Origin of the sequence: Flavobacterium tibetense, assembly GCF_003293845.1 — a bacterium.
Classification (GTDB): Bacteria; Bacteroidota; Bacteroidia; order Flavobacteriales; family Flavobacteriaceae; genus Flavobacterium; species Flavobacterium tibetense.
Window position 1 is genome coordinate 80,801 of sequence record NZ_QLST01000005.1, and the last position, 12,312, is coordinate 93,112.

The 12,312-nt window shown below is 35.1% G+C and carries 10 protein-coding genes; 2 read left to right on the forward strand and 8 right to left on the reverse strand.

All coding sequences use genetic code 11. From position 1 onward, the window contains the following. Positions 1-50: 50 nt before the first annotated feature. Complete coding sequence (gene meaB / locus DPN68_RS05240) at positions 51-1,136, reverse strand: methylmalonyl Co-A mutase-associated GTPase MeaB (protein WP_113988596.1); 1,086 nt, start codon at positions 1,134-1,136, stop codon at positions 51-53. Positions 1,137-1,231: 95 nt separating this feature from the next. Here meaB and DPN68_RS05245 point away from each other — a divergent pair, with 95 nt between their 5' ends. Beyond that, a complete protein-coding gene (locus tag DPN68_RS05245; RefSeq protein WP_113988597.1) occupies positions 1,232-2,140 on the forward strand; it encodes an AEC family transporter in 909 nt (302 codons plus the stop codon). 286 nt (positions 2,141-2,426) lie between these two features. Beyond that, on the forward strand, positions 2,427-3,824 hold the full coding sequence (locus DPN68_RS05250; protein ID WP_113988598.1) for an FAD-binding oxidoreductase: 1,398 nt from the start codon (positions 2,427-2,429) through the stop codon (positions 3,822-3,824). Positions 3,825-3,829: 5 nt separating this feature from the next. Here DPN68_RS05250 and DPN68_RS05255 read toward each other — a convergent pair whose 3' ends face one another. From DPN68_RS05255 to DPN68_RS05290, 7 genes are all read right to left on the reverse strand, one after another. Continuing rightward, the gene (locus DPN68_RS05255; protein WP_113988599.1) at positions 3,830-4,804 is read right to left on the reverse strand and encodes a hypothetical protein; all 975 of its coding nucleotides are present in this window, start codon (positions 4,802-4,804) and stop codon (positions 3,830-3,832) included. A gap of 71 nt (positions 4,805-4,875) precedes the next feature. Beyond that, a complete protein-coding gene (locus tag DPN68_RS05260; RefSeq protein ID WP_113988600.1) occupies positions 4,876-5,277 on the reverse strand; it encodes a hypothetical protein in 402 nt (133 codons plus the stop codon). 1 nt (position 5,278) lies between these two features. Then, on the reverse strand, positions 5,279-5,851 hold the full coding sequence (locus tag DPN68_RS05265) for a hypothetical protein (RefSeq protein ID WP_113988601.1): 573 nt from the start codon (positions 5,849-5,851) through the stop codon (positions 5,279-5,281). A gap of 847 nt (positions 5,852-6,698) precedes the next feature. Beyond that, positions 6,699-10,058 carry a preprotein translocase subunit SecA gene (secA, locus tag DPN68_RS05275; protein WP_113988603.1) on the reverse strand — a complete coding sequence of 1,120 codons (3,360 nt, stop codon included), beginning with the start codon at positions 10,056-10,058 and terminating at the stop codon, positions 6,699-6,701. Positions 10,059-10,152: 94 nt separating this feature from the next. Continuing rightward, positions 10,153-10,374: a DUF2795 domain-containing protein gene (locus DPN68_RS05280; RefSeq protein WP_113988604.1), complete on the reverse strand. Its 222-nt coding sequence runs from the start codon at positions 10,372-10,374 to the stop codon at positions 10,153-10,155. A gap of 178 nt (positions 10,375-10,552) precedes the next feature. After that, entirely contained in the window at positions 10,553-11,122 is a 570-nt protein-coding gene (locus DPN68_RS05285; RefSeq protein ID WP_113988605.1) for a cob(I)yrinic acid a,c-diamide adenosyltransferase, read from the reverse strand. Between the two features lie 473 nt (positions 11,123-11,595). Then, complete coding sequence (locus DPN68_RS05290) at positions 11,596-12,285, reverse strand: ABC transporter ATP-binding protein (protein WP_113988606.1); 690 nt, start codon at positions 12,283-12,285, stop codon at positions 11,596-11,598. Between the last annotated feature and the right edge of the window lie 27 nt (positions 12,286-12,312).

The following is a 12,312-nucleotide window of genomic DNA, read 5'->3' on the forward strand; positions in this document are numbered from 1 at the left end:
CAAAGATTACGTTCCCGTAGCGACAAGTCATTGACTTATCCGTACTAATATCATTTATTAAAATATTCTTCCAATAAATTTACAGCCGCTGCAAAAGGTGAAATTTCATTGTTTTGCACGGCTTTTTTGTTTTCTTCCAATGATTGTATGATGTTCGGATGATTGTAAAAATGCGATTTCAATTGTTCGTTTATCGTTTCCATCATCCAAAATTGGTTTTGATTTTGTCTTTTTTCTTCGAAATAGTGATTGGATTTTACCAATTCGAAATACTCCGAAATAATTTCCCAAACGTTGTCAATTCCTGTTTTTTCGAAAGCGCTACAAGTCGTTACTTTTGGAATCCAACCTGAAGATTTGGCTGGAAATAAATGCAATGCTCTATTGAATTCGGTTTTGGCTAATTTGGCTTTGGCAATGTTATCGCCATCGGCTTTGTTGATTACGATAGTATCCGCCATTTCCATGATGCCGCGCTTGATCCCTTGTAATTCATCGCCAGCGCCTGAAATTTTCAACAACAAAAAGAAATCTACCATACTGTGGACGGCAGTTTCGCTTTGACCCACACCAACTGTTTCAATAATAATCGTATCAAATCCGCAAGCTTCACAAAGAATGATAGTTTCACGCGTTTTTCTTGCAACTCCGCCTAATGTATCGCCCGAAGCACTTGGTCGGATATAAGCATTTTCATCTTTTACCAATTCTTCCATTCGGGTTTTATCGCCCAAAATACTGCCGTGACTAATCGATGAACTTGGGTCAACCGCCAAAACAGCGACTTTCTTTCCAATGGAAGTCAAATATTTACCAAAAGCTTCAATAAACGTACTTTTCCCAACGCCAGGAACACCAGTAATTCCAATACGAACCGATTGATTGGCATGCGGCAAGCAACCTTTAATTACTTCATTGGCTTTGGCTAAATGTTCAGGATTCGTACTTTCTACCAAAGTTATAGCGCGACTCAAAGCCGTTTTATCACCTTTCAAAATTCCAGCTACTAATTCTTCGGCCGAAGGTTGTTTTCTTCGGAATTGCTGAATTTGGCTAGCTACAACGCTACTCAAAGTTTCGGGTTGTTCCACGCCGTGAATTTCTGAAAGTGCGGATTTTTTCTTTGGTGTTTTCAAAAGACAATTACTTTGTGTAAAAATACAAAAATTGTAGGAATATAAAACATCGAAATCTCAAGGTTTAATTACCTTTGTATTCTTGATTTCAGTACATGGAAAACATCCTACTTTTATTTTTGTGTTTGCTTTTGGGTGTTGCGCTTCAAAAAGTGCCACAATTTCCAAAAAACGCTTACCAAAGTTTGAACCAATACGTCATTTATGTTTCGCTTCCGGCTTTGGCGTTGTATTACATTCCAAAAATTACCATTTCATTAGCTTTGCTTTATCCGTTAGGAATTGCTTGGCTGGGATTTGGACTATCTTTTGTGTTTTTTTACGCTTTAGGAACCTATTTCAAATGGTCGAAAAAATTAACAGGTTGTTTGATTTTAACCGCTGGTTTGAGCAATACGTCTTTCGTAGGATTTCCCATTATTGAAGCTTTATATGGAGCGGAAGGTTTGAAAACCGCCATAATTGTTGACCAACCGGGTTCATTTGTAGTGGTAACCACATTAGGAATTTTAGTGGCTGCCAGTTTTTCAAGAGGCAATTTAAGTACGTCTGAAATTCTGATGAAAATTGTAAAGTTTCCACCTTTTATCGCTTTCACAATTGCATTATTTTTTACGATTTTTTCTTTTGAATTTCCCAATGCTTTACAAAACGCTTTCTTACGAATTGGAAATACGGTAACGCCAGTAGCATTGGTAGCTGTTGGTTTGCAATTGAAAATTGACAAGAAGAGTAAACATTGGTCTTTTTTAGGTTTGGGATTGTTTTTCAAACTGCTCATAATGCCCGCATTTTTCTATCTGTTATACAAAATAATTTTAGGAGGAAATGGTTTAGAAATCAACGTTTCCATTCTAGAATCAGCGATGGCACCAATGATTACAGGAACTATTTTAGCTGCCAATTACGGTTTAAAACCTAAACTAAGTAGCATGATGGTGGGTGTTGGAATTCCGTTGTCTTTGATTACTGTTGCTTTTTGGTATTTTATTTTGAAGTTGTAGTTTATTGTTTGTAACACAAAGTTTCACAAAGTTTAGCACGAAGTTGCGCTAAGTTTTTAAAACATAAAAGTCATATAAGTTAAAATTGTATTGATTGTGTTTTAAAGTTCATAAAAGAGACGCTTTCAGCGTGACAAGTTTGTGTTTTGTTGCTCAAAGTTGCTCAAAGTTTAACACAAAGTCACACTAAGTTTTTTGAATCCTTTGCGGTTTAGCGCCTTTGTGGCTAAAAAATCTGTGTTCCAAAAAACAAAAATTAGTTATCTTTACACATCAATTCCATACTATGAATCCTGAAATTATCAACCAACTACAAGCTATTGTTGGATCGAATTATATTTTTACTGACGTTGCCACAAGAACGGATTACGGACATGACGAAACGGAAGATTTGAACTTTCCGCCGCAAGTCGTGGTGAAACCAGCAACAACGGAAGAAGTCGCACAAATCCTAAAGATTTCCAATACGTATAAAATTCCAACAGTTCCTATTGGTGGAAGAACGGGTTTGAGCGGTGGTGCTTTAGCCATTTATGGTGGCATTGCGATTTCAATGGAACGATTCAATAAGATTTTGGAAGTTGACGAGAAAAATCTTCAAGTTACTACCGAACCTGGTGTAATTACGCAAGTTCTTCGCGAAGCTGTTGCCGAAAAAGGCTTGTTTTATCCTGTTGATCCTAGTAGTATGGGAAGTTGTTTTATTGGCGGAAATATTGCGGAAAATTCGGGTGGCGCTAGAGCTTTGAAATATGGTGTAACCAAAGATTATGTGCTGAATTTAGAAGTTGTTTTACCAACAGGCGATATCATTTGGACAGGAGCCAATACATTGAAAAACTCAACCGGTTATAATTTGACACAATTGCTTGTTGGAAGTGAAGGAACTTTGGGAATTGTTACTAAAATTGTCTTGAAATTATTGCCTCAAAACAAACATAATGTATTGCTTTTAGTTCCATTTTATAAAGCGGAGCAAGCATGTGAAGCGGTTTCGGCTATTTTTAGAGCAGGAATTACGCCAAGTGCTTTGGAATTCATGGAACGCGATGCGATTGATTGGACGTTGCGTTACATTGACGGCGTAAATATAGAAATTAAGGAAAATATTGCGGCTCATTTGTTAATTGAAGTGGATGGGAATTATCCTGAAATTTTGATGCAAGAAGCGGAACAAATTTTAAATGTGGTAGAACAATTTGAAATTGATGAGGTTTTATTCGCCGATACTGAAGAACAGAAAAACGCTTTGTGGAAAATGCGTAGGGCAGTGGGTGAAGCTGTAAAATCGAATTCGGTTTATAAGGAAGAAGATACGGTGGTTCCAAGATATGAATTGCCAAAATTATTACACGGAATTAAAGCAATTGGCAAGAAATACGGTTTTCACTCCGTATGTTATGGTCATGCGGGCGATGGCAATTTGCATGTAAACATCATCAAAGGTGAAATGAGCGATGCCAATTGGAATACCGAAGTTCCCAAAGGCATTCGCGAGATTTTTGAATTGACCGTGCAATTGAAAGGAACGTTATCTGGCGAACACGGCATTGGTTTGGTACAAAAAAACTATATGGATATTGCTTTTTCCAAAGTGCATTTGGAATTAATGGAACGCATCAAAGCTATTTTTGACCCCAATAATGTATTGAATCCAGGGAAGATTTTTCCTGATGGGGAATAGCTTATTTAGAATAATTTAGTTTGTCTGTTTTCAGGTTCGTTTGATAAAATTTCAATAAATTTTATCCTTGGACGCTTTTCTATAAATTCACCTGTTTTTTTATCTAATCTGTCAATGTATCCTTTTATTATACAATTTGTGAAAAGTACATTTTTAAATTCTTTTACATTTCCAGTTGTTGGATAAGAAGTTAAAATGTGTCCTTCATATAAAAATCCAATAGTATTTGATTTTTCATTTCCTCGTGTTATGTGTCCTTCAAGTTCAATATAAGAATTATGAATTAATTCGGGGAAAAGTGTCTCATCAGATTCTTCTGTGGGAATAAAAATTTGTTTTTCAATATTGTTAATTCTTACAAATTCAAATTTATTACTTACAGTATCATTATATCCTATAACTAGTTCTCTTTCTTCATCTATAACTTTTGCTAAATTTGAAAATAATTTATCTGGACAATTCGAAAATATTTCCAAATATTGATATGGAACAGTTAATATTTCTCCTTTATAATTTGTAATTAAAACTTCTGTATTGTTTTTTGTAAATTTTAGGTTTTCAAATTTTTTCTTAGTTAATGTACCTAAATGTTTAGAAATTTTTAAAACCCAAGTCATTGCAACAAATGACTTCTTAAAAACATCTTTGAAACCAATATCTTTAAAATCATTTTTTGCCATTTCACTTAAAGCACTTCCAAAATATTTGGAAGCTCCCCATGCAAGTGCTGTTTTTATTAAGATTGCGTCAAAATTTTCTAAAAAAATTGTTTCCCAGCTTCCTTTTCTTATTCGAACTGGAATTTCAAATTCAACTTTTCTGAATTTTTTATCTTCTTGATAAAGGAAATATCTTAAAGATTCGTCAATTCCAATAAGAGCTTCGCCAGCTTTTCTAGCATCAAGAAAGCCATCTTTCACTAATTCGCCTTCATATTTTATATGAGCAAAAATTTCGTTTTTTTCTTTATCAGTATCCAATAACTATATTTTTTATATAATAACTTTTTTTTTAAAATCAATGTCAATTATTTACTTTAAATCATATATGACTACTTCCCCAAAAACTCCACCAAATTCGCATCCGCATTTTTGAACGTTGGTGGTTGTTCAATGATGCTGGCAACACGTTTTTTGTTTAATTTCATGGTAATATCAGCTTCCGTAGTAAATAACAAAGCGGTTAAAAACGGGTTGTTGATGTGCGGAATTAGCTCAGCTTCTAAATCGGCTAAATCGCAAATTTTTACCAATTCCTGTTTTTCGGTGGTGTAAATTTTATACGTCATGGTCAACTTTAGCACGTTGTCTTCTACTATCGTTTTTACGTAAATGTTTTGTAATTCGGGTTTTCCCACGGTTTTGGCTAGTGTTAATTTGGCAAAAGTTCCATTGGCAATACTAGCTCTAACGTGGTTAAAAAACTCGGTATAGGTGATGTTGTTTTCGTTCATGTTATAATCCTAAAGCTTTTTTGGTTTCTTCATCAAAAATCATTGCGAACAAACGATTTTCTTTGTCTTTGTTTAGAAATTTCCATTTGTTGTTGGTCACTTCATCCGCTACAGCAATTAATGTTGCGCGAATTTTAATGGTAAAAGAATTGGTCGCTTCGTCAAACGTAACCTCGGTTGCTTCCATTGAGGTTTTGAAAATGTCTATCATCATGTTCACATCTTCACCCATAGGTTCTACAAAAGTCATTCGCATTACATTGTCGTGATCAATCATACAAAAGCTTTTTTTACCAATTTTTTTAATTTCGCCAAAAGTAAAGTTAGGAGTTGTTTCCACCATTTTGATAGCAAATTGCTCGGTTTCCATCATTTGCTCCATCATTTGTTTCATTTGCTCTCTTGGAATAATATCGAAAACTTTTGGATACGTAGTTTCAAAAATAGCGTCATAATTCATGCTTGCTCCAGCTTTGTAGGCTTTTAAAGCCTCTACTTTCAATACATTCATATCTTGCGCCACAACGGAGCTAATAGCTAGAAAGCATACAATAATAAGGGATTTCAATTTCATAGTGTTTATTTTTTTGTAGAATTACCAAAGATAAAAAATCCCCAACTACTTATCATAGTTGAGGAGAAATATTTAATCTCTTTTAGGCGTATTTTTCTTTTGTCGTTTGTCTTCTTTCTTTTCTTTGGCCGTTTTTAACGGTTCTTTTTTTGCTGTTTTCTTAGCATCTTGACTTTTTGCCATATTTTCTATGATTTATTTTAGTAAATATAGGGAATTTTATTTGTTTATTTTTTGTTTCGGGTTTGTAACGCAAAGTTTCACGAAGTTTACACAGAGTTTCACGGAGTTTTTTGAATAGTATTGTATTGAGATCGGAACGCGGATGAAGCGGGTTCTTCGAAGCGCAGATGATAACGGATTTTTTGAAGTTAAGTTTTGAGCTTGAAATGTTGTAACAAAAAGTTTCACAAAGTTTCACAAAGTTCACACAGAGTTTCACGAAGTTTTTTGAATTGGATTGTGTTGTAAAGAGTTGCACAGAGGCGTTTCACTTTATTTTTGTTTGAAGTTTTAGGATTGTAACACAAAGTTTCACAAAGTTCACACAGAGTTGCACGGAGTTTTTTTGAATTGGATTGTGTTGAGAGAGTTACACAGAGGCATTTCACTTTGTTATTAGAACGCTGATGACTCTGATTTTGCTGATGATTACGGATTTTCTTATTGAAACTTATTTATGCTAAAGTTCTTAGAAGGGATTGTCCCCTTGAGGGGACTTTAGGGGTGTTGCGGTGTTATGCTTCAAGTTTGAATTTTGAAGTTTATTTTTGTTCTTGACTAAATTTCATAAAAAAATCCTCAATCGGTTTAGGATTGAGGATTTATATGATTAGTAAGTTTTAGTTTATTCGTTCACCAAAACCCATTCGCCAGAAGCAATCATGCTTTCGGCTTTTTTGTATTTCATAGTTTCGCTTTTGCCGCTCATTACGTGTTTAATAGTAACGGAATCATTACGATTGATTTTTGGCATTTCACGAGTAATCGTTTCTGTTACTTGCGGACGATTTTGCGTTTGTGCTCCAGCTTCTCTGTTGCGTGATGCTAATTCATCTGAATTTAAAGCGTCTTCTTTAGTTTCAGTGTAATTTACTTTTTGTTTTACTTCTTTGGCTTCGCTAATTTCATTTGGATTTTGTGAAGGCAAATCACCTTTAAACAAGAACGAAATTACTTCTTTATTTACGCCATCCATCATACGTTTGAATAAATTGAAAGCTTCAAACTTGTAAATCAACAAAGGATCTTTTTGCTCATGAACCGCCAACTGAACCGATTGTTTCAATTCGTCCATTTTACGTAAGTGTTTTTTCCAAGCTTCGTCAATAATTGCTAAAGAAACGTTTTTCTCGAAATCGGTAATTAACGATTTAGCTTCAGTTTGGTACGCTTTTTCTAAATTGGTAACAATATTCAACGATTTGATGCCATCAGTAAACGGAACTACAATTCGCTCGTATTGGCCGTTGTTGTTTACGTATACATTTTTGATAATAGGGAAGGCTTCGGCAGCATTTCTAGCAGTTTTATCTTCGTAATGTGCTAAAACGGCTTTGTATGTTTTTCCAACGATTTCTTTTTCTGGTAATTTTCCAAATTCCGCTTCCGTAACTGGTGCGCTAATTGAGAAATAACGAATCAATTCGAATTCGTAGTTTTTGTAATCACCTGCTAATTTGTTGTTTTGAACGATTAATTCGCAAGTGTCGTACATCATATTCGCGATATCCACTTTCAAACGTTCCCCATGTAAAGCATGACGACGACGCTTGTAAACGACTTCACGTTGCGCATTCATCACGTCATCGTATTCTAACAAACGTTTACGAACTCCAAAGTTGTTTTCTTCTACTTTTTTCTGCGCTCTTTCGATAGATTTAGTCATCATCGAGTGTTGGATAACTTCGCCTTCTTTCAAGCCCATTCTATCCATTACTTTTGCTACTCTATCCGAACCAAATAAACGCATCAAGTTATCTTCCAATGACACATAGAACTGCGAACTTCCCACATCACCTTGACGACCTGCACGACCACGCAACTGGCGATCCACACGACGCGAATCGTGACGTTCTGTTCCAATAATGGCCAAACCACCTGCTTTTTTCACTTCGTCAGAAAGTTTGATATCGGTACCACGACCAGCCATATTCGTTGCGATTGTTACTACGCCAGGTTTTCCAGCTTCGGCAACAATTTCTGCTTCGCTCTTATGCATTTTAGCATTCAAAACATTGTGAGGGATATTGCGAATTTTCAACATTCGACTTAATAACTCAGATATTTCAACCGAAGTAGTACCAATTAAAACAGGACGACCTGAGTTCGATAATTGTACAACATCTTCAATAACTGCGTTAAATTTTTCACGAACAGTTCTGTAAATCAAATCTTCTTTGTCTTTACGAGCCATTGGGCGGTTCGTTGGAATTTCAACAACATCTAATTTGTAAATTTCCCAAAACTCACCCGCTTCTGTAACAGCAGTTCCCGTCATACCTGATAATTTTCGGTACATACGGAAATAATTCTGAAGTGTTACAGTAGCAAAAGTTTGTGTAGCTGCTTCAATTTTTACGTTTTCTTTAGCTTCAATCGCTTGGTGTAAACCGTCTGAATAACGACGACCATCCATGATACGACCGGTTTGCTCGTCTACAATCATGACTTTGTTATCCATGATTACGTATTCCGTATCTTTTTCAAACAAAGTATACGCTTTCAGTAATTGCGTTAACGTATGAATTCTTTCTGCTTTGATTGAGAAATCTTTGTATAATTCTTCTCTCTTTTCAGCTTCTTCCTCTGTAGCAAGGTTTAATTTTTCAATTTTAGCGATTTCTGTTCCAATGTCTGGTAAAACAAAGAAACTTTCGTCAGTATCTTGAGAAAGGAATTTAATTCCGTTATCTGTCAATTCTACTTGATTGTTTTTTTCTTCGATAACAAAGTATAGTGCCTCATCAATTTTTGGCATTTCTCTGTTGTTATCTTGCATGTAGAAGTTTTCGGTTTTTTGCAACAATTGCTTAATTCCTTCTTCCGATAAAAATTTGATTAACGCTTTGCTTTTTGGTAATGCTCTGTGCGAACGCAACAAATAAAATCCACCGTCTTTGGTATTTCCTTCTTTGATTAAGCGTTTAGCTTCTGTTAAACATTCCGTAGCTATTTTACGTTGTAACGTAACTAGGTTGTCTACTTTTGGTTTTAGTTCATTAAACTCATGACGATCGCCTTGAGGAACTGGACCAGAAATGATTAATGGTGTACGAGCATCATCAATTAAAACGGAGTCAACTTCATCCACAATTGCATAATTGTGTTTTCTTTGAACCAAATCTTCTGGCGAATGTGCCATATTATCACGTAAATAGTCAAAACCAAATTCGTTATTGGTTCCGTACGTGATATCAGCTTCGTAAGCTTTTCTTCTTGCTGCGGTGTTTGGTTGGTGATTATCAATACAATCAACCGTTAAGCCATGGAATTCGAAAATTGGAGCTTTCCATGTGCTATCACGACGCGCTAAATAATCATTCACGGTTACTAAGTGAACGCCATTTCCTGTCAATGCATTTAAGTATAATGGAAGTGTTGCTACCAATGTTTTTCCTTCACCCGTTTGCATTTCAGCAATTTTACCTTGGTGCAAAACCACACCACCAATTAACTGTACGTCGTAGTGAATCATATCCCAAGTGATCGCTTTTCCAGCAGCGTCCCAAGAGTTTGCCCAAACCGCGTTATCACCTTCGATAGTGATGTATGATTTTGATGCAGATAGTTCACGGTCTTTTGGAGAAGCCGTTACAGTGATATGCGTGTTTTCTTTGAAACGACGTGCTGTTTCTTTTAAAACGGCAAAAGCTTCTGGAAGAATAGTATCTAATACTTTTTCAGAAATTTCGTATGCTTCTTTTTCAATTGTGTCGATTTGGGTGTAAATATCTTCACGCAAATCAATATCTGACGTTTGTTCGGCATCTTGTTTTAAAGAAGCAATTTTTGCATCTTTTTCAGCACGAGCATCTTTTATCGTTTTTTTGAAAAATTCGGTTTTAGCTCTTAACTCATCGTGAGAAAGCGCTTGTAAAGCCGATTCAAAAGTTTTTACTTTGTTAATAAGCGGTTTGATAGCTTTGATATCTTTTTCAGATTTATCGCCTACAAATGCTTTTAATATGGAATTAATTAAACTCATTAGTTTATTGTTATTTATAGTGTAAATATCGACAAAATTACAAAAAAAAAGCCTCTAGGTGAGACTTTTCTAAGGTTGTGTTTTTTATCTTTTTTTAATACTCATCCTCGTTCCAAAGATAGTCTTCGTCTGTAGGATAGTCAGGCCAAATTTCTTCCATCAACTCATAAACTTCACCTTCATCTTCTATTGACTGCAAGTTCTCTACTACTTCAAGTGGAGCACCAGTTCTAATAGCATAATCGATAAGTTCATCTTTGGTAGCTGGCCAAGGGGCATCGCTTAAATAGGATGCTAATTCTAATGTCCAATACATCTTTATACTGATTTTAGTTTTATGCAAAAATAAATTTTTAACTTAAAAAGTCAAGTTTTTTTTGATTTATTTTACTATTATTTTTAAGAACGTGTTTTTAGTCGCAGTTTTCAGTCTCAGTTTTCAGTGAATTTTCAGTTTAAATCTTTTGTTGTAAGCTGTTAACTGTGATTGTAAACTATTTTCTTGGAATCCACTTTACTTCATCTGCGTTCAAATCGTGGGACAACTTTCGTGCCAACACAAAAAGGTAGTCAGAAAGTCGGTTTAAATAAGTTAATACCTGAATATCTGTCGGTTCTATTTCATGTAAATGCACTGACAAACGCTCGGCTCTACGGCAAACACAGCGCGCAATATGACAATATGACACGGTAGTATGACCACCGGGCAATACAAAGTGCGTCATTTGAGGTAATTCGGCATCCATTTTATCGATTTCTGTTTCTAAATACGTGATGTCTTCGTCAGAAATTCGGTTTATATTTAATCGTGGTTGACCATTTTTAAGTGTTTCTTTTTCTGGTGGAGTGGCTAAAATAGCACCAACAGTAAACAAACGATCTTGTACTTCAATTAAAACAGCTTTGTATAGCGGATTGATATCTTGATCACGAATTAACCCAATGTGTGAGTTCAATTCATCAACGGTTCCGTAGCTTTCAATACGAATATGGTGTTTTGGAACACGTGTACCACCAAAAAGTGCTGTGGTTCCTTTGTCTCCTGTTTTGGTATAAACTTTCATTTTTTATGTTTAATGCGTTTTTATATAAATTTTGGATTTTGACTCAATGTCTAATCCTCTTGTTTCTTTTTGTAAGATTTTAGTTTGAATGATTTTCTATGATTCAAATTTCTTGACTCTTTCCTTTTGACTAAACGCAAAACAAGGTACAAAAAAGTTAAAATCGCAATTAGGAAATACATTTTTTTAAATTTTCGTAAAGATAACTGAAAAAAGTCAAGGGCAAAAATCAAGAACAAGTTCAAGAACAAATAGAAAAAAACAAATTCCAAATTCCAATGAACTTGAAACCAAAATTAAACATATAAGTCATAAAGTTTTTTAACTTTAATCTGGTTACGTTTATAAGTCCATATAAGATTTCAAAGATTATTTCGATTTCTCTAATCTGTTTTCAAAAAAGTCAACTTTAAATCTGAAAATTCGAAAATCTAAAGTCTATCTTCTAACCTCTATCTTCTATTTTCTAAAGATTACCTATTCTTCACATCACTCTCAATAACACCGTCACGAAGGCGAATGATTCGATGCGCGTGTTTGGCAATATCTTCCTCATGCGTAACCAAAATAACTGTGTTTCCATTGGCATGAATTTCGTCAAAAAGATTCATGATTTCTACTGAAGTTTTACTGTCTAAGTTTCCGGTTGGCTCATCGGCTAAAATGATAGAAGGTTTGTTAACCAATGCTCTAGCGACTGCTACACGTTGGCGTTGACCACCTGAAAGTTGGTTGGGTTTGTGATCCATTCTATCGTCTAATCCAACTTGTGTTAGCACTTCAGTAGCACGTTCCATACGTTCCGATTTGGAATGCCCGGCATATACCATTGGTAAAGCCACATTATCCAAAGCCGTTGTTCTTGGCATTAAGTTGAAGGTTTGAAAAACGAATCCAATTTCTATATTACGTATTCCTGCCAATTCATCGTCTTGCATTTCACTTACGTATTTTCCGTTCAAAATGTAAGTTCCTGATGTTGGTGTATCTAAACAACCTAAAATATTCATCAATGTTGATTTTCCAGAACCTGAAGGTCCCATCAAAGCTACATATTCGCCTTTATTGATTTCCAAATCGATGCCTTTTAACACATACACGATTTCGTTTCCTAAAGGAAAATCTCTTTTGATATTGGTTATTTTGATTAACGGATTTGCCATAATGAAATTAGAATTTAGTCTCTCGAC

Excerpts from the sequence above, each read along its gene's own strand:
- DPN68_RS05290 (WP_113988606.1), bottom strand. The coding sequence starts at position 12,285 with ATGGCAAATCCGTTAATCAAAATAACCAATATCAAAAGAGATTTTCCT.
- DPN68_RS05245 (WP_113988597.1), top strand. The coding sequence starts at position 1,232 with ATGGAAAACATCCTACTTTTATTTTTGTGTTTGCTTTTGGGTGTTGCG.
- DPN68_RS05265 (WP_113988601.1), bottom strand. The coding sequence starts at position 5,851 with ATGAAATTGAAATCCCTTATTATTGTATGCTTTCTAGCTATTAGCTCC.
- DPN68_RS05250 (WP_113988598.1), top strand. The coding sequence starts at position 2,427 with ATGAATCCTGAAATTATCAACCAACTACAAGCTATTGTTGGATCGAAT.
- DPN68_RS05280 (WP_113988604.1), bottom strand. The coding sequence starts at position 10,374 with ATGTATTGGACATTAGAATTAGCATCCTATTTAAGCGATGCCCCTTGG.
- DPN68_RS05260 (WP_113988600.1), bottom strand. The coding sequence starts at position 5,277 with ATGAACGAAAACAACATCACCTATACCGAGTTTTTTAACCACGTTAGA.
- DPN68_RS05285 (WP_113988605.1), bottom strand. The coding sequence starts at position 11,122 with ATGAAAGTTTATACCAAAACAGGAGACAAAGGAACCACAGCACTTTTT.
- secA (WP_113988603.1), bottom strand. The coding sequence starts at position 10,058 with ATGAGTTTAATTAATTCCATATTAAAAGCATTTGTAGGCGATAAATCT.